Consider the following 18,053-nt stretch of genomic DNA (forward strand, 5'->3'; position numbering starts at 1 on the left):
ACCTTTTTGCTTCGGCATCTAACCTTTTTGCTCGGATATGGTAATTTTTACTCCCACTCAATGGTTGCGGGCGGTTTCGAGCTGATGTCATAAACGACTCGGTTCACGCCTTTCACCTTGTTGATGATTTCGTTCGACACCTTGGCCAGAAACTCGTAGGGCAGTTGTGCCCAGTCGGCCGTCATGGCGTCGGTCGAGGTTACCGCGCGCAGGGCGATCGTGTTTTCGTAGGTGCGTTCGTCGCCCATCACGCCGACCGACCGTATCGGCAGCAGAATGGCGCCGGCTTGCCATACCTTATCATACAGTCCCCATTCGCGCAGCAAGGAAATATACACGTGGTCGGCTTCTTGCAAGATGTGTACTTTTTCCGGAGTGACATCTCCAAGGATGCGTATGCCCAAGCCGGGGCCGGGGAACGGATGGCGTTTGAGCAGGTGCGGCATCATACCTAATTCGGCGCCGACGCTGCGCACCTCGTCTTTAAAGAGCAGGCGCAGCGGCTCGACGAGTTTCAGTCGCATCTTTTCGGGCAGCCCCCCCACATTGTGATGGCTCTTGATGACCGTTCCGGTGATGGAGAGCGATTCGATCACGTCGGGATAAATCGTTCCCTGACCGAGCCATTGAATGCCTTCGAGTTTATGTGCTTCTTCATCGAACACCTCGATAAAATTTTTACCGATAATCTTCCGTTTCGTTTCCGGATCGCTTACACCGGCGAGTTCGTTGTAAAACTTTTCTTTGGCATCGACCCCGATCACGTTCAGTCCCAAGTGTTCGTAATCTTTCAATACGGTCTCGAACTCGTTTTTGCGAAGCAGCCCGTGATCGACGAAAATGCACGTCAGGTTTTTTCCGATGGCTTTGTGAAGCAGTACGGCTGTTACGGACGAGTCTACGCCGCCCGAAAGGGCCAGAATCACTTTATCGTTGCCGAGCATGTCTTTCAACTCCTGTACGGTCGATTCGATGAACGAAGCCGGTGTCCAGTCTTTTTTGCATCCGCAGATGTTCAGAAAATTATCCAGCAGCTTCGTGCCGTCGGTCGAATGAAATACTTCTGGATGGAACTGTACGCCCCACGTCTGTTCGCCCTCGATGTGAAAAGCGGCAGCTTCCACATCGTCCGTACTGGCAATCACCCGGAACGTTTCCGGCAGGCGGGTAATCGTATCGCCGTGCGACATCCAGACCTGCGTTCCCGTAGCGATTCCGTTCAGCAGCGGGTCGTTCGTGTCGAGCAACGAGAGGTGCGCCCGACCGTACTCGCGCGAGTCGGCCGATTCGACACGTCCTCCGCTTGTGGCCGAGAGAAACTGCGCTCCGTAACAGATACCCAGCACAGGATACCGGCCACGGATGGCGCTCAGGTCGGCCTTGAAGGCCTCGGGACTATTCACCGAATAGGGGCTTCCGGAAAGAATCACCCCTTTGACGCCCGAAGCATCGGACGGAAATTTATGATAAGGCACGATTTCGCAATACGTGTTAAGCTCTCTGATACGACGACCGATAAGCTGCGTCGTCTGCGAACCGAAATCCAGAATGATAATTTTTTCGTACATAATCGTCTAAAGCTGATTTTAGGTCGCAAAGGTAAGAAAAATTGTCATTGACCAATGGTTAATAGCCGAACTTTCTTATCTTTGTCCCCCGAATAGATTGTTTACGTATGAATTCGGAAGAAAAAGAAATCAAGAAAAAAACATTTTTGATCATGGCCATCGTCATCGTGCTGCTGGCACTTATCGCCGTGGGCTATGTCATTTATCACCAGCGGCAGCAGATGGCAGACATGGCCGAAATGTTCGCGCTCGAAAAAGAAGAACTTTCTGACGAATATGCCGAACTCTCGCTTCAATACGAAGGATATAAATTCAGCGTAGGCAACGATTCGCTCGTAGCGCTGTTGACCACCGAACAGATGAAGGTGCAACGACTGATGGAGGAGCTTCGCACCGTCAAGGCCACGAATACGCGACGCATCACGGAATTGAAAAAAGAACTGGAGACGCTCCGGAAAATCATGCGGAATTATGTCATACAAATCGATTCGCTGAATGCCGAAAACGGACGCCTGCGCAACGAAAACGAACGGGTGACGCAGCAATATCGCCAAGCCACCTCGGCGGCCGCGCAACTGACGCGTGAAAAAGAGAAACTTACCGAACGCGTAACGCTGGCCAGCCGCATGGACGCCACCGCCATACACATACGCCCCGTAACTTCGCGCGGCAAGGACGCCAAAAAGATCGACAAAATCGCGCAACTCGTACTTACGTTCCATCTGGCTAAAAACATCACGGCTCCGGTGGGAGAGAAGAATATCTATGTACGTATCATGCGTCCGGACGATGATATCCTGACTAAACCCAACTCCGGCGTATTTGCCTTCGAGAACAAGCATATTTCCTACTCCATGATGAAGACGATCGAATACGAAGGCGAGGAGTTACCCGTAACGATGTATTGGGATGTAGCCGAATACCTCTCGCCCGGAACTTATCGTGTCGACATCTTTGCCGATGGCAATCTGATCGGTCGCAAATCGTTTACGTTGCAAAATTAAACGACAAACGGCTTTTTTTGCACATTTTTTTACGTCATATCGGAATTATCTGTTACTTTTGCAAAGAATATTCATCAAACTTTAAATTTTAATTCGTGATGCAAAACAGACGTGATTTTATCAAACGAGCTTCTTTATTGCTCGCAGGTGGCATGGTAATGCCGAAACTTTTAACTTCTTGCAGCGGTGGCGCAGCTGCCGGGTCTTCCAAGTATGTCGGTCTGCAACTCTATTCGTTGCGTGATATGGTAAAAGATGCCGGAATTCAGAAAACACTTGAAACCGTCGCGAAGATGGGCTACAAGAATCTGGAAACAGCAGGGTATAACGACGGAAAAATCTACGGATTGGAGCCGGCCGAGTTTAAGAAAATGGTGGACGATTTGGGGATGAAAGCGACAAGCGCACACCTCGGACGCGAATTGAGCGGTGACTACGAAGCCGATATGGCTTGGTGGAGTAAAGCTGTCGACACGCACAACGCCGCCGGATTCAAATACATGATCATGCCGTGGGCTCCGCTGAAAGGCGAACAGGCGACCCTCGACCAGATCAAACGCTACGCCGACTATTTCAGTGAGATCGGACTCAAAACGGCTGCTTCGAGCATCCGCTTCGGTTATCACAACCATGATTTCGAATTCAAAGGCAAGATCGATGAAACGCCCGTATACGACCTGCTTATGGAGCATACCAGCGCCGACCATGTCTGCTTCGAGCTCGACGTGTATTGGGTGAAAAAAGGCGGATACGATCCGGTGGACTACATGAAGAAATATCCGAAACGCATCCAATTGCTGCATATCAAAGACGAAACAGCGATTGGTACACAAAATGTGGTAGATTATAAAGCCGTGTTCGAGCAGGCTTATGCCGCGGGCGTCATTAAAGATTGGTATGCCGAAATAGAACGCTACGACGGCACACCCGAAGAAGACGTTAAGAAAAGCTACGACTACCTTGCCGCTGCCGACTTTGTGAAGTAAAGTAAAAACGAGTTCCTTTTTCAGCCTTGCGGTTATGGGAGTATGGAATTTCGGTCATTTTGTTCCGATATTGCTTTTCCGATAAACAGAGTAGTAGGGGATGTGTCAAAAACAAACGAGCGTTTGAGGCACATCCCCTGCATACTTTTTTTATCTTTATTTCCCCGTCGTGTAGACTGTTACAATGCAATTTTAGGATCGATACAAAAATAATATGAGGATGATGAGAAAAATGATTATCGCGCTGATGGCCGGATGCTGTCTTCCGGTTGTGGCGCAAAGCTGGCTGCCTCTCAAAGAGCGGGCTGCCGGGCTGGCTGGTGGGCAGAAACATGAAGCGGTCGCCTTACTAGACAGCATCGGAGTTGTCGTAGCCGACAACGGGTCGGGGAGCTTCACGATTCGTCAGGTCGTGCAAGTGAAAAACAAAGCGGGAGCGCTGAAATACCGGGTCATCAAATACGATTACGATCCGTTGACGGCCTTTGCCGAGTTCAGCCGTGCGACGGTATATAAGGCTGATGGGTCGCAACGTACCATTGATGTGAGTCAGGCTTGTGACTATGCGGCTCCGGCGCGTGCCATCTACTGGGGGGCACGGCAGATTATGCTCGAAATCGGCGCGCTCGACGCCGGCGATATCATCGACTACGAAATCAGCAAGAAAGGTTTTACCTATGCTCTGCTGGCAACCGACGACGAGGAGCGCTTTGTTCCGCCCATGCGCGGACAGTTCTACGACATCGTACCGTTCTGGGTAAACGTCCCGACCGTTTCGAAAATCTACACTGTAGACATGCCTCGCACGAAAGAAGTGCAGTATGAGTTTTATCAGGGCGAATGCCGCTCGTCAGTGCGGCTCTCCGGCGATCGTAAGGTATTGAGCTTCTCCGTCGCCGACGCACACCCTTTTGTAAAAGAACCGAACATGGTCGATCTCTTCGATGTGGCGCCCAAACTGATGATGTCTTCTACCCCCGAATGGAAAGACAAATCGCTTTGGTTTAATAAAGTGAACGAAGATTACAACAGTTTTGCCCCCGACCCCGAAGCTCAAAAGAAGGTCGACGAATTGTTACGCGGAAAAAAGACCGAGATGGAAAAAATCGCCACGTTGACTCACTGGGTGGCCGACAACATACGCTATTCCGGCATTTCGATGGGGAAAGGCGAAGGCTATACGCTGCATACGACGAAAATGAATTTTACCGACCGTTGCGGCGTCTGCAAAGACAAGGCAGGCCTGCTGATTTCCATGTTGCGAATGGCCGGCTTCGAGGCCTATCCGGCTATGACAATGGCAGGGTCACGCATCGAAGCGATTCCTGCCGACCACTTCAATCATTGTGTGACGGTCGTGAAACTGTCGAGCGGACAATACATTCCTCTCGACCCGACGTGGGTGCCTTTCCTGCGCGAGCTCTGGTCAAGTGCCGAACAACAGCAGCATTACCTGCCGGGCATACCCGAAGGATCGGGCTTGCTGGAAACGCCGGTATCGCCTCCCGAAAATCATTACTTCAAGCTTTCGGCGCGTACTTCGCTCGATGCCCATGGAACGTTGCGCGGCGAATTTACGGTGACTGCCGAAGGACAATCTGACGGTAGCGTGCGCCGTCCTTTCACGAGAGGTTTTATGACCAACTGGCAACAAGCGATGGAGAACGAGCTGCTGCAAGTGTCGCCGCAAGCTCGTATGGTGAGCGTAGATTACGGCACCAATCCGAAGGACTATATGGCCGGACCGATACGTATCACGATGAAATTCGAAATCCCCGATTACGCGCTTACGGGCGACGGGGTGCTGATGCTCCGCCCCATCTGCGGACGATTATATCAGGGCACACGCACGTACCTGCGTATCGATACGGATCGGGAAGAACGTCGTTATGCGTTCAAGGACGCCTGTTCGCGTCTGGTCGAGCTGAAAGAGACGATGACCGTACCGGCCGGATATACTCTGCGCGGCGAAGCAAAGGAGCAGAAGCTGGCAAGCGAGGTTGCCGACTTCAACGGTTCGCTGAGTCAGCAAAACAACAAGGTGAACATCAGCCATCAGCTGACGTTGCGCAAGCGCGTATATGACGCGGCAGACTGGAACGGTTTCCGCACCGCTGTAAAAGCGCATAAGGACATGGCCGACGAATGGTTGATTTTTGAAAAGAAATAAAATGTAAATACACCGTAAGATGAAAAAATACAATCTACTGATCATCGGCCTACTTGCTGTCCTGACAGTCACGGCGCAGCCAGAAGCGGTTTTCGATAAAATCGTCAAACAATATACGTGGGGCAGAGACGGAAGTATGACCTTCCGGTACCGGAAAGAGTTGAAATTGAACACGCATTTCGCTTTTAATAATTTATACGGCGAAACATTTATCGTGTATAACCCGGAATTTCAGACCCTGAAAATTAACGAGTCTTATACGAAGCAGGCCGACGGGACGGTGATCCGCACGCCTGACAATGCCTTTAACGAAGTGTTGCCGTCTTTCGCGGCCGATGCTCCGGCATACAATCACTTGCGGGAAATGGTCGTTACCCATACGGGGCTGGAAATCGGAGCCACGATCTATCTCGATTATACGATTACGACGAGTGTTGGTTTCTATCCTTTTCTCGATGTGGCCGAACAGTTACAGGAACACTCGCCCGTGAAGGATTATCAGGTAGAGATCACGCTGCCGGAGGAGGAGACGCTTACCTATGGCCTGAATGCGTTAAAAGGTGAGCCGGTCGTTCGTCAGCACAATGGCATGACCACGTATGCATGGCATTTCCAACATATTCCGGCCTTCCCGATGGAATCATACACGGCCGGAAAGGCATCGCCTATGCTTTTTGCTTCGAATGCGGAAGGAGAAAACGGCGTGGCGTGGCTTTCGGCCATGAAAGTCGATCCGGAAGCGTGTGCCTCGCTTGTTTCTACCTTGTTGGCAGGCAAGCAGACGACCGATGAGAAGCGTTCGGAAATCCTACGTTACGTGGTCGATGAGATCGCTACCTCCCGACTGCCGATCCTCCTGTCGGCCAAGATTCGTCCGCCTGCAGAAGTTTTGCAATCGGCCTACGGTTCACCGGCAGAAAAGGCGACCCTGCTGGCTTCCATGTTGCTGGCTGCAGGTCTTGATGCTCAGATCATGATGAGCTTCCCGGCTTACGCCATGCCGATAGCAGTCCATGCCATTTCAGATGTGCGAGTGAAATCCGGTGATCGCTATCTCTCTCCCTTGCGGAAAGATGCACCCGATCCGGCGTTGCGTGCTACACGCGACCAATTTTGGCAAACCGGTGAGAATGGCGTGGGATTGATTCAGCTGGACGAAAAACAGATGACCTTAGACTATCAAGTCAATATTGCACTGAATGATACGATGGCTAATGTGAGCGGCAACTTGAAAAACAGCGAAGACGCGACGGCTACGCCTGACTTTAGCCGGCAGGACCCCCTTCGAACGAATTCCGGCTATACATTATATACTTTGCCGGCTACCGATAAAGGAATCGATACATGGCGGCTACGACTGGGAAGCACACGCACGCAACCGATGGAGCTGCCTTGCCGAATCAAAGAGTCATGCCACTACACGCTGACGGTCGACGGTTGGGATGTGGAAACAAAACCCTTCCGGAAAGAAATCAGCAATGCCGTCGGTAACGTCAGCCTGATCATGCAGCGCGAAGATAACCGTCTGACGATAAGTCGTGAAATCGAGTTGCTGAAACCGGTCATCGAACCCGCCGAATACCAAGCGTTCCGTACGCTGATATTGCTTTGGGAAAACGATGCCTTCCGGACGTTGATGCTGAAGAAAAAATAAGGCACCGGAATACGTATATTTCAAGAGACTGCACCCCTTCAAGAAATGGCGCAGTCTCTTGTTTTTCTCCCTGTCAAAATGACCGGTGTGAAGTGTTAAAATGAAGCGAAAGCCCTCTTCTGATCGTTAAACGCGGTTAAGTGCCGAATGTAGCCGTTAAAAGTGTTAAAAAATCACCTCGAAAAGGAATAATTGCATCGTTTTTGAGTTTTCTTTGTTGCAGAAAAGTGTTAAATTTAAAATTTCAAATAAAATATCAGGAAGATGAAAACAATGTGGAAAAAAGTATTGGTAGTTGTTTTTGTGGCTGTGGTAAGCTTTGTAACAGCCATTGGTGCAGTAACCTACATGATGAAGCACAATGAAAAAGTGCAGGTGGCATTGGGCTATGACAGTGAAGGAACATTCAAGCAGCCGCTTCGACTGACAGGTTATCATGCCAGCGCGGCAGAAAATACGGACTTCACGTATGCCGCCGATATGGCCGTTCATGCCGTGGTGCATATCCGATCGACTGTCAGGGAGCGATCGTCCGGTCGCGGCGAATATTTCGATCCTTTCGAGTTCTTTTTTGGAAACGGACGCGGCTTTCAGGAACGTACACCGCGCCCGCGTTCCGGTTCAGGATCGGGAGTCATTATCTCGACCGACGGATATATCGTGACGAATAATCACGTAATTGAAAATGCGGACGAACTGGAAGTAACACTAAACGATAACCGGAAATTTCCGGCCAAGGTAATCGGTACAGACCCGAACACTGACATTGCACTCATCAAAATCGAAGCGAAAGATTTAAAGACCTTGTCTTTCGGCGACTCGGAGCAACTTAAGGTGGGCGAATGGGTTTTGGCTGTGGGCAACCCGTTCAATCTGACCTCGACCGTGACAGCTGGTATCGTCAGCGCTAAAGGACGCGGTATCATGTCGGGTAATACCAACCTGAACAAAATCGAGTCATTTATTCAGACAGATGCGGCGGTTAATGCCGGAAACAGTGGAGGCGCATTAGTCAATACGAAAGGCGAATTAATCGGTATCAATACGGCTATTTATTCGGAGACAGGTAATTTCGCCGGATATTCCTTTGCTGTGCCGATTAGCATCGCCGGCAAGGTGGTAGCCGATCTGAAGCAGTATGGCACCGTACAGCGCGCTATTCTTGGTGTTGTGATACAAAATGCCCAGGCCGCAAGTCAGAACGACAAGAAGGTGAAGGAATTGGAAGGAGCTTACGTCGCGGAGTTTGCGCAGCGCAGTTCGGCGAAGGAAGCCGGTGTCGAAGTGGGCGACGTGATCACTTCGGTCAATGGCGTTCGCATCCGTTCGAACAATGCTTTGCAGGAGCAAATCAGCAAATATCGCCCGGGCGATAAAGTGAAACTTGAAGTGAATCGCTACGGAACGATCAAGAATATACTGGTTGAACTGCGTAACCCGCAGGGGGGGACGGAAGTCGTGAAGAAGAACGGAGATGTGGCTGAAATGTTGGGGGCTGCTTTCCGCGAACTGAGCGACGCGCAGAAGAAAGAATACGGCGTAAGCTACGGAATCGAAGTCAACGGCATCAGCAAAGGCAAAGTACAGGAAGCCGGTATCCGGAAAGGGTTTATTATCATGGTCGTGAACGATCAGAAGATTTCGACTCCTGAAGATTTGTTCCGGATTGTGGAGAAGATACAGAAAGGAGCGTCTGATGATCAGGGGTTGTTTATCAGAGGATTTTACCCGAACGGACGAACACAGCTCTACGCCATCAATTTCTCGGAATAAACCAATCGGTCAGTGAAATTGTTATAGCGTTATAAAATGATAAAAACATGGGGGCTGGCAGTTCGTGTGCGAAAAAGTATTATCTTTGCACCCCCATGTTTTTCAACTATTCATTGAATGAGACAGTTAAAAATTACAAAATCCATTACCAATCGCGAAAGCGCTTCGCTGGATAAGTATCTTCAAGAGATTGGTCGAGAAGATCTGATCACAGTCGAGGAAGAAGTAGAGTTGGCGCAAGCCATCCGGAAAGGTGATCGGAGGGCGTTGGAAAAGTTGACTCGGGCTAATTTGCGTTTTGTGGTGTCTGTTGCCAAGCAATATCAAAATCAGGGGCTTAGTTTGCCCGATTTGATCAACGAAGGCAATTTGGGACTGATCAAAGCCGCAGAAAAGTTTGACGAGACGAGAGGATTCAAATTCATCTCGTATGCCGTATGGTGGATTCGTCAGTCTATTTTGCAAGCATTGGCCGAGCAGTCACGTATTGTGCGTTTGCCGCTCAATCAGGTAGGCTCGCTGAATAAAATCGGCAAAGCCTTTTCACGGTTCGAGCAGGAGAACGAACGGAAACCATCGCCCGAAGAGCTCGCTCAAGAGTTGGATATTCCCGTGGATAAGATTTCGGATACGCTCAAAGTGTCTGGACGTCATATCTCGGTGGATGCTCCGTTTGTCGAGGGCGAAGACAACAGCCTTTTGGATGTGCTGGTGAACGATGATGCTCCGAATGCGGATGGAACGTTGATGAACGAATCGCTGTCGAGAGAAATCGACAGGGCGCTTGCTACGCTGACCGAACGGGAAAGTGACATCATTAAGATGTTTTTCGGTATCGGATGCCAGGAGGTAACATTAGAAGAGATCGGCGATAAATTCGGGTTGACCCGCGAACGTGTACGCCAGATCAAGGAGAAGGCAATTAGGAGGTTACGGCAGGGAACGCGCAGCAGGTTGCTGAAAACGTATTTAGGCTAAGAAAAGAAAGCGTTTATCTTGGTGATGAGCAAACGTTTTCTAACGAAAAAGTCCCGGAAATGCAGTGTGTTTCCGGGATTTCTTTTTTTGAAGAAAACAATGCAAAAGTGCGGTGATTCATGAAAGAGGGTAAGCCGGAATTTTTACCCCCATACGATCTGCCGACACAACAGAAAAAGAAGAAGAAACAGGGCTGTAAACAAGAAACGGTTATTTTTCGAACGGAAATAGTATATCGCCAGAAGCATGATACCATATATCCCGATCAGCGTAATCCCGTCAAAACGTAGCGATAACGTAGCTCCCGGTACCTGACTGAAACGGTTCACCAGCCACATCATACCCTGCGTCAGCTGTTCGACCCATGTTTGCAGCACGGTTGCTCCGGGAACGGAAACCGGGAGCAGAATCCAGATCAGACATAAAGGGATCAGCAAGGTGGCGATGAGCGACAGAAACAAGTTGGTAAACAGGAAAACGGTCGAGCTTTGCCCGAAGTAATAGCAACAAAGCGGAAAGGTGCCGATTTGAGCCGCAACGGTAACCGTCAATATTCCCCAAGGAACGGCTATCAATGGGTTTCGGATTTCAAGCAGGCGGTATAAAGGAGGTTGCATATACAGAATGAAGAAAACGGCTGTGAAGCTCAGCTGAAAACCGACATCGAACAGATAAAACGGATTGTAAATCAACATCAGCAATGCGGCGGCTGCCAGGGTGTTATATTTGTCCGGGGTGCGTTCAAAGACCTGTCCGGTTATGAAGATACTTAGCATCAGCGTAGCACGTACCGCCGGAGGAGAAAGTCCCGATATCGCCGCAAATGCCCACATCAAGGCCATCATCAGTACATACCGGAGCCACCGAAAAAAAGCTTGTTTGGGAAAAAAGGAAAAGCACACGGCTAAAAACCCGCATACGATCGCAACATGAAACCCGCTGACCGAAAGTAAATGGGCAACACCCGTAATTGAAAATCGACTTCGTATCTCGCGTGTCATCGTTCGCCGGTAGTTGACCGTAATGGTTGCCAATACGGCTTTCTCGCTGTTCGACAGTTGCAGCCGGTTTAATTTCTCAACAACTCGAAGCTGTATTTTCTGTGCTTCCTCTTGCAATCGGGAGGTATGCGGAGGTTCTGATAACCGACGCTCGGCTAAAGCGGTTGTCTGAATGGCCAGAAAAACAAACAGGCAAGCAATCAGTGCGCCTCCTATCCAACGCGAGTCGTATAAATATTCGGCATTTTTTCGTTTGGCAAAAAAAGAAAGAGATACCACGAGAATAACCGGCAGCAATAAAACGAACGACCAGCATTCGAGCGGAAAACAAATCTCCGCCAATATCCCAGTTATCCAAAAGAAAAGCGGCCTTACTAAAGGTCGCCTTTGTATTTCTTCTATCATAAAAACGGGATGTATGGAGTAAAAGACTACAATGCCTTCAATTCCCGGATGGTCTCAATCGGATCTGAAGATTTGAAGACGTAACTACCTGCTACGAGCACGTCGGCGCCGGCGTCCAGTAAAGGCCGAGCCGTTTCCCTATTCACCCCGCCGTCGACTTCGATGAGCGTAGACAGGCCTCGCGCCGTGATCATCTGTTTGAGCTTGGCTACTTTAAGCACCGAATGTTTGATGAACGACTGGGCTGCATAACCGGGATTGACCGACATGAGCAATACCATGTCCACATCCTGAATGATATCTTCGAGCAAACCGACCGGCGTATGCGGATTCAGTGTCACACCGGCTTTCATGCCTGCGTCTTTAATCGCATGAATCGTACGGTGCAGATGGGTGCATGATTCGTAATGTACATTCATCATGTATGCTCCTGCCGCAGCCACTTGGCGGATAAACTTTTGCGGCTCCACAATCATCAGATGTACATCCATCGGCTTGGTACAGGCTCCTTTCAAGGCATCCAACACGGAAAAACCGAACGAGATATTCGGCACGAACACTCCGTCCATCACATCCAGATGAAGCCAGTCCGCCTCGCTCCGGTTAATCATTTCGATATCGCGCTGCAAGTTCAGAAAATCGGCAGACAATAAAGAGGGGGCAATCTTATGACTCATGATATATTCGTTATTTTCTTGCAAAGATAGCAAAAAGGGAGCAACTGTAACGACAAACAAAAAAACTGTCGGCAGGTATGGAGGAATACAAGCCGACAGTTTTTTTAAAGAGTCTGTCATAAAGGCATTCAGTTCATCATAAACGAACCTAATTTGTCTGTTCCTAATTTTGGTTCATAGGCATAGACCCGTGCAAACTGACGTATCCAGTCTAATGTCTCCCGGCGCGGTGCGGGAGTCTCAACGTTCATCCCCTTTACCTTCATGTTCTGATTCTCGTTTGCAACATACGGTGTACTCATTTTCATAGGCATTCTTGTTTTAAATTACTACAAGAAGAACGATGCCTGAGAGAAAATATTGTTGTCCGACCGTTTATTTTTTGCAAACGTTATGATGAGGCGGGAAGCCTATGCGATCGAAAGCTCAATCTGGTTTTCTTGCGCCATCCGGCGCATGTTCAGGATGGCGTAACGCATCCGTCCCAATGCCGTATTGATGCTTACTCCCGTACGATCGGCAATCTCTTTGAAGCTCATATTCTGATAATAACGCATCTCCAGTACCTCGCGCTGATTGTCAGGTAAATACTCCACCATTTTCTTGACATCGGAGAATATCTGAGCCTGTACCAGATGATCTTCGACCGTGCCTTCGCACAAACGCATGTCGTTGAACAAATCTACTTCCACCTCGTCGTTCGAAATCGTGTTCTCGTTCCGTTCCTGACGGAAATGGTCAATAATCAGGTTGTGCGCGATGCGTGTGATCCAGGCTTTAAACTTGCCGTTTTCCGTATAACGTCCCTGTTTGATCGTCATGATCACTTTTACAAATGTCTCCTGAAAAATATCTTCCGTCAAGTCACGATCACGCACAATATAATAGATATAGGCGTGTATGTTACTCTTGTAACGGTTCAACAAAACATCGAATGCTGCATTATTTCCTGTTGCATACATCACGACCAACTTTTCGTCGGCCATCGATTTTAAATTTTTCATTACGTCCTAAATATTGGTTTCAGAGTAATGTCTATGCAATAGGCAATTTGAATTTTAAATGATACTTTTTTATTTTTTACGCAACAAAGAAAAGAAGAATTACAGAAGTGACCAAATTTTCATCTTAAAAAGATTCCCCGTTTTGTGTTTTTTGTACAAAACGGGGAATCTTAAGGACGAAACAGTCTTCTTCAGACAAATTCCTTATTATTAAAACTTATAACCGAGCGTTAAGGCTATCCGTGTCGTGTTCGCTGTCACTTTGGCCGGCTCTGCATGAACCGGTTTGATGTGATGTTTGGCGTCTTCGATAAAAACACTGGAAAACGGGTAGAGCTCTTCTTTCTGAGTCCGGTAGATGCAGGCCAAATCCATGTAGAAGTTCGGAGTGAAACGGTAGCCCAGCCCTGCCGTATAATAATGCGTCTGTCCTGCCGTCGTATAATGGGTTACGGTACCGGCCGTAAAGACTTCCTGCTTACCCAGCGTTAATGTTTCTTGCATGGGAGACGGTTGCCATACATAGCCACCACGTATCGCAAATTGAGGCGTAACCCTGTATTCTGCACCGACTTTAAGCGTCTGGCCCATCTTGAAATCCCGTTTTACTTTCGTAGTAGTATTTTTATCGTATTCCGTCGCATTTTCATCTCCCAAACGCATCCCTTTGTAATTCGTCAATTCATAATCCACACTGATAAGCGCCGATGTGCCGATAATCCCAGCCATGCTGAAAATCCAGCGATCAGGTGAACGAAACGAATAATGAAATGTTCCGCTAGGAGTTTTCGCATCCATTTTAGGCTTCTCTGTATCAGCCTTAATACGACTCTCGCCTCGGGCAAAAGCAAAATCCGTCATTTTATACCACTTGGGCGAATTGTATGCGATACCGAAGCGAAAAGCCTGTATCGGACGAATGAGAACGCCTGCGTTGAGCGAATAACCCGTTCCGTTCGTTTCCAAAGCGTTTTCCATATATAAATAATCGCCTCCACCAAAGTCCTCATCATGCTTTGAATGCGATCGATAGTTGATATCGGAAAGTCCCAGCGTAGCTCCTAAAAAAACATGATCGGAAATATTGACTGACGCCGAAAAATTATACTCGCTAATCCAGCCGCTTTCCCGGATATGCATCATCGCTTCTTTCGGCGAGGCAGGGTTCCAGATACCGTTTCCGTCACGCTCTCCGAAAGTGTTATGATACACATCGTTCCATTTATACTTGGTGCCGAAGAAACCGGACTTATAGCTCAGAATAGACAACCAGTGAGCTTTTAACCTTGAATTCTGATAGGGATTATCGACGTTCAAATCTCTTTCGGGAATCCCGCCATCCTCGAATGCATTTGTTGCGATGGCAGCCGTATAGTCGGCCAATGAATATTTCGGATTGCCGACTGCCTGATAAGTACGGTAGAAATTCTTCATTCGGTTGTACGAAATCCCGAAATTCCAACCTTTAATCCCCGTGTCGTATCCTGTGGGAAAATATCCGACATACGATAAATTATCAAAATTCAATCGTGTACGGTTTTCTGATCGGTTGACTCCTGTCCAGTCCGACGACATATTGGCCATCGACAGATTCAAGGTGGTCTGTACTTCCGAACTGCGATATACACTCAGTCCGGCGGGATTATGAGACATGGCAGACATATCTCCGCCTAATGCCCCGAACGCTCCCCCCATACTCATCGACCGTGCTGTTCCGTTCAACTCTGTCTGTGAAGAGCGATAGGCGTCCATCTCGCTCTGTGCAAACAGCCATCCGCTGCTTAAAAACAATATGCCTATATACAATCCTTTAGCCTTCATAAATTTTATTTGTCTGTTCTAAGTAAATCGATTAAGGGTGCAAAATGCACCCTTAATTTAATTCCGTGTTATCTTATTTTTTCTTTTTTTCTGCAAAGCGTTGTTTTATCGGCGGCCACCGCTCGAACCCGAACGGTTACTGCTGCTGCCGCCACCGCCATAGCTTCCGCCACTCGAGCGACTGCTGCTTCCGCCAAAACTACTACCGCTGCTGTAGCTTCCGCTCGAACGGGTACTGCTGCCGCCGCTATAACTGCTCGAACGACTGCTACCTCCCGAATAACTTCCACCTGACGAACGACTGCTACCGAAGCTGCCGGAACGACTGCTTCCCGAGTAGCTGCCGCCGGAGTTGCCGCGCATACTGCTGGAGCCTCTGTCGCCTGAATAAGAGTCGGAACCGCGTGCCGTACGTGTCGTACGCATGCTGCTGCTACGGTTTGAGCTGCCCGAATACGGTTCATAGCCGGAGCGGCTGCTACCCGACGAACGGCTGCTGCCATAACTGCCCGAACGACTGCTTCCTACATACGCATCATCCGCACGCCCCGAACGGCTTGAATGTCCCATCGAACTTGAATTTCGGCCCGAAGCATCGCTGCTGCGCATGGATGAACTTCGTCCGGAAGAATATCTTTCTCCGTACGATGAATAACGGGAGGATGCGATCCCTTCGCGTGAGGATGAAGAAGTGCGATAGCTCGTCGAGCGGTTGCTGCCTCCTGTCATCCGACCATGCCCATAGCTCGGCCCCCAGCTGTAATAGCTGTCTCTGTAATACGGATAATAACGGTAGTGATAGCAGCTCCAGCAGCCTCCATAGTAACCACCGTACCACGGATCATACCACGGATCGTACCAGCCGGCATAAAAACCGCCCCATCCCCATCCGAAGCTCCAGCCCCAATAAGGACGTCTCCATCGCCACGAATAAGGCGAGTAGTAGGTCCACGGATCATACCACGAATACCAGCTGTCCCATCCGTTGCCGATGTTGATGTTGATACTCACGTTTGACTCACCGTCGGAATAGTCGGTGTCGTATCCGTAGGAATAATAGCCGTCACTCAGATTCAATTCCACATTGTCTGCGCCGGCAATGGTGATTTTGCTGGGCGAATGGTAACGAACGATCCGTTCCGAATATTCGTTATCTGAACGACGCTCTTGAATCGTGACCGTGTCGTCTGCCATCTCGTATGCATCATCTGCCCTTTCGTTGTATCGGCGATTATATGCATCCACGTCCATCTCTGTGATCGAAGTCTGCCTCGCGGTAGCTCTTGAATCGGAAGAACCATAGGCCGAAGACATGTTCTGACGACTCGTCTTCTCCTTTTTCTTCGTCTTTCCGGAAGAGAAATACACATCATCGTAAAACTCTTCCTGCGCCATTGCACCGAATGCTAACGTAAGCATCACCATGATGGAAGTTAATTTCATTGTTTTCATTTTCGTTTCTCCTCTATTTAAATTTATATTGCTTCTCGTTTATTTTTATTGTTAGACCTGATTCTACCGTTAAAGTTTAATGTTCGCCTGTCTTTGTCCGAAATAAAACGTTTTTTCTCTGAAGACAAACATACAGTTTTTTCCGTATTCCAAGCAAGCGAATTAGAATATTTAACACAATCCATTGAGATACGGTTTCATAAGCATGATGCAAAAGAGGTGTAAATGTGACGGGAGTAGACTGTTTTTTATGTTTTTTTAAGAGCAAAAACTTATCGAATATGGCTATGTTATTTTCAGAGAGCGAGCGTACGAGCACGAAGTCTTTTTGTTCCTCTTGTTCCTCAAATTCCTCAAATATGCTGCTTTGTGAATCTTAAGGTGCCAGACGACGGATTTCCCAATTTTCTCCGGATTTGAGATACAAAATCCGATCGTGGAGACGGTTCGGACGCCCTTGCCAAAACTCAATAAGGTGAGGAATAATGAGGTGGCCTCCCCAGTAAGGCGGACGATGAATCGGCTTGCCGAAGAACTTGCGTTCGTTTTCTTGTTGTATATGATCCAGTTCATCGCGCGAATGTAAGACTTTGCTTTGAGGGGAAGTCCACGCCCCCAGCTTGCTCGTTTCGGGACGGGAGTTGAAATACGCATCGGACTCTTCTGCCGGAATCTTTTCGACTCTTCCTTCTACCCTCACCTGCCTTTCCATGGGGTGCCACGGGAATACCAAAGCGACATGAGGATTATCTGCTATTTCTTTTCCTTTTCTGCTCTCGTAATTGGTGAAAAATACAAATCCGTTTGATGTGACTTCTTTCAGTAAAACAATTCGTGCCGAGGGGCTTCCATCGCGCAAAGCCGTCGCTAAAATCATTGCATTTGGTTCGGGAATCTCGCTTGCAATCGCTTCTTGCATCCAACTCGAAAATTGTTGTAAAGGGTTATCATGCATCTGGGCTTCCCACAATTCGCCTTGATTATATTCTTCTCTGAAATTTGATAAATCCTTCATATATAGTTTATGTAATGTGATAAATGAACATTATCGTGCTTTTTTTAAAGCAAAAGTACTATTTTATTTATATTTGATCTATATTTACAAGGCTTCTTGAAGAAATAAGCCTGAAAAAATCATTTGAATAATTTTTGTATAATTTCTTTTGTGTTGATTGTGATTGTTTTATGGATATTTTGTGTTTGAGTTCTTTCTTTCCAAGCCATTTTTAGAAGTAAATACCCAATCGATAAATAATAGTATTTTTTGATAAAATAAATTTGCTTATAATATTTATTTGTATATTTGTGCATGATTTAAAAAAAATAAAGAAACGATCAAAGCCAGAACACAAGTATCGATGGAAGAAGTTAAAAACATTATTACGAATACGATGAAGGAGTTCACTCGAAACAATCCCGGCCTACATACATTTTCTGTCGAGAGTAATCCTTCCACCGTGAGCATTAGGATCAGCCTTTTCCGTACAACAATATTTAATAAACGTGTTTATGTAAGACGCGCACTCGTCTCACGAGGAAAAAACAGTCGATACGTTCCGG

Annotated in this window: 14 protein-coding genes; 6 read left to right on the top strand and 8 right to left on the bottom strand. The window is 48.0% G+C overall.

The genetic code is table 11. The features are described from left to right. Positions 1–47: 47 nt before the first annotated feature. Positions 48–1,568 (bottom strand): glutamine-hydrolyzing GMP synthase, encoded by a 1,521-nt coding sequence (gene guaA, locus Q4A89_RS03320; RefSeq protein WP_303183757.1) that lies wholly within the window; start codon positions 1,566–1,568, stop codon positions 48–50. Between the two features lie 107 nt (positions 1,569–1,675). Here guaA and Q4A89_RS03325 point away from each other — a divergent pair, with 107 nt between their 5' ends. From Q4A89_RS03325 to Q4A89_RS03350, 6 genes are all read left to right on the top strand, one after another. Beyond that, positions 1,676–2,572, top strand: coding sequence for a hypothetical protein (locus Q4A89_RS03325; RefSeq protein ID WP_303183759.1), 897 nt, complete (start codon positions 1,676–1,678; stop codon positions 2,570–2,572). A 98-nt stretch (positions 2,573–2,670) separates the two neighbouring features. Further along, on the top strand, positions 2,671–3,558 hold the full coding sequence (locus tag Q4A89_RS03330; RefSeq protein WP_303183760.1) for a sugar phosphate isomerase/epimerase: 888 nt from the start codon (positions 2,671–2,673) through the stop codon (positions 3,556–3,558). Positions 3,559–3,781: 223 nt separating this feature from the next. Further along, positions 3,782–5,728 (top strand): DUF3857 domain-containing protein, encoded by a 1,947-nt coding sequence (locus Q4A89_RS03335; protein ID WP_303183807.1) that lies wholly within the window; start codon positions 3,782–3,784, stop codon positions 5,726–5,728. 19 nt (positions 5,729–5,747) lie between these two features. After that, the gene (locus Q4A89_RS03340; protein WP_303183762.1) at positions 5,748–7,382 is read left to right on the top strand and encodes a DUF3857 domain-containing protein; all 1,635 of its coding nucleotides are present in this window, start codon (positions 5,748–5,750) and stop codon (positions 7,380–7,382) included. Between the two features lie 264 nt (positions 7,383–7,646). Continuing rightward, entirely contained in the window at positions 7,647–9,155 is a 1,509-nt protein-coding gene (locus tag Q4A89_RS03345) for a Do family serine endopeptidase (RefSeq protein ID WP_303183763.1), read from the top strand. A 117-nt stretch (positions 9,156–9,272) separates the two neighbouring features. Further along, positions 9,273–10,133: an RNA polymerase sigma factor RpoD/SigA gene (locus Q4A89_RS03350; protein ID WP_014223885.1), complete on the top strand. Its 861-nt coding sequence runs from the start codon at positions 9,273–9,275 to the stop codon at positions 10,131–10,133. A 143-nt stretch (positions 10,134–10,276) separates the two neighbouring features. On the opposite strand, the gene Q4A89_RS03355 is transcribed toward Q4A89_RS03350, so the two are convergent. From Q4A89_RS03355 to pdxH, 7 genes are all read right to left on the bottom strand, one after another. Then, positions 10,277–11,476 (bottom strand): ComEC/Rec2 family competence protein, encoded by a 1,200-nt coding sequence (locus tag Q4A89_RS03355; RefSeq protein WP_303183765.1) that lies wholly within the window; start codon positions 11,474–11,476, stop codon positions 10,277–10,279. 89 nt (positions 11,477–11,565) lie between these two features. Then, positions 11,566–12,216: a ribulose-phosphate 3-epimerase gene (rpe, locus tag Q4A89_RS03360; protein ID WP_303183766.1), complete on the bottom strand. Its 651-nt coding sequence runs from the start codon at positions 12,214–12,216 to the stop codon at positions 11,566–11,568. 128 nt (positions 12,217–12,344) lie between these two features. Then, positions 12,345–12,524, bottom strand: coding sequence for a hypothetical protein (locus Q4A89_RS03365; protein ID WP_303183767.1), 180 nt, complete (start codon positions 12,522–12,524; stop codon positions 12,345–12,347). A gap of 102 nt (positions 12,525–12,626) precedes the next feature. Further along, the gene (locus Q4A89_RS03370) at positions 12,627–13,220 is read right to left on the bottom strand and encodes an RNA polymerase sigma factor (protein ID WP_303183769.1); all 594 of its coding nucleotides are present in this window, start codon (positions 13,218–13,220) and stop codon (positions 12,627–12,629) included. Between the two features lie 210 nt (positions 13,221–13,430). After that, entirely contained in the window at positions 13,431–15,041 is a 1,611-nt protein-coding gene (locus tag Q4A89_RS03375) for an OmpP1/FadL family transporter (RefSeq protein WP_303183771.1), read from the bottom strand. A 105-nt stretch (positions 15,042–15,146) separates the two neighbouring features. After that, complete coding sequence (locus Q4A89_RS03380) at positions 15,147–16,493, bottom strand: hypothetical protein (protein WP_303183773.1); 1,347 nt, start codon at positions 16,491–16,493, stop codon at positions 15,147–15,149. Between the two features lie 376 nt (positions 16,494–16,869). Continuing rightward, positions 16,870–17,508 (bottom strand): pyridoxamine 5'-phosphate oxidase, encoded by a 639-nt coding sequence (gene pdxH / locus Q4A89_RS03385; protein ID WP_303183774.1) that lies wholly within the window; start codon positions 17,506–17,508, stop codon positions 16,870–16,872. Positions 17,509–18,053 lie beyond the last annotated feature (545 nt).

It is taken from the genome of Tannerella sp., assembly GCF_030528505.1.
In the GTDB taxonomy this organism is placed as follows: Bacteria; Bacteroidota; Bacteroidia; order Bacteroidales; family Tannerellaceae; genus Tannerella.

Coding starts and splice junctions, on each gene's coding strand:
- guaA (WP_303183757.1), bottom strand. CDS start 1,568: ATGTACGAAAAAATTATCATTCTGGATTTCGGTTCGCAGACGACGCAG.
- Q4A89_RS03325 (WP_303183759.1), top strand. CDS start 1,676: ATGAATTCGGAAGAAAAAGAAATCAAGAAAAAAACATTTTTGATCATG.
- Q4A89_RS03330 (WP_303183760.1), top strand. CDS start 2,671: ATGCAAAACAGACGTGATTTTATCAAACGAGCTTCTTTATTGCTCGCA.
- Q4A89_RS03335 (WP_303183807.1), top strand. CDS start 3,782: ATGAGAAAAATGATTATCGCGCTGATGGCCGGATGCTGTCTTCCGGTT.
- Q4A89_RS03340 (WP_303183762.1), top strand. CDS start 5,748: ATGAAAAAATACAATCTACTGATCATCGGCCTACTTGCTGTCCTGACA.
- Q4A89_RS03345 (WP_303183763.1), top strand. CDS start 7,647: ATGAAAACAATGTGGAAAAAAGTATTGGTAGTTGTTTTTGTGGCTGTG.
- Q4A89_RS03350 (WP_014223885.1), top strand. CDS start 9,273: ATGAGACAGTTAAAAATTACAAAATCCATTACCAATCGCGAAAGCGCT.
- rpe (WP_303183766.1), bottom strand. CDS start 12,216: ATGAGTCATAAGATTGCCCCCTCTTTATTGTCTGCCGATTTTCTGAAC.
- Q4A89_RS03365 (WP_303183767.1), bottom strand. CDS start 12,524: ATGAAAATGAGTACACCGTATGTTGCAAACGAGAATCAGAACATGAAG.
- Q4A89_RS03370 (WP_303183769.1), bottom strand. CDS start 13,220: ATGAAAAATTTAAAATCGATGGCCGACGAAAAGTTGGTCGTGATGTAT.
- Q4A89_RS03375 (WP_303183771.1), bottom strand. CDS start 15,041: ATGAAGGCTAAAGGATTGTATATAGGCATATTGTTTTTAAGCAGCGGA.
- Q4A89_RS03380 (WP_303183773.1), bottom strand. CDS start 16,493: ATGAAAACAATGAAATTAACTTCCATCATGGTGATGCTTACGTTAGCA.
- pdxH (WP_303183774.1), bottom strand. CDS start 17,508: ATGAAGGATTTATCAAATTTCAGAGAAGAATATAATCAAGGCGAATTG.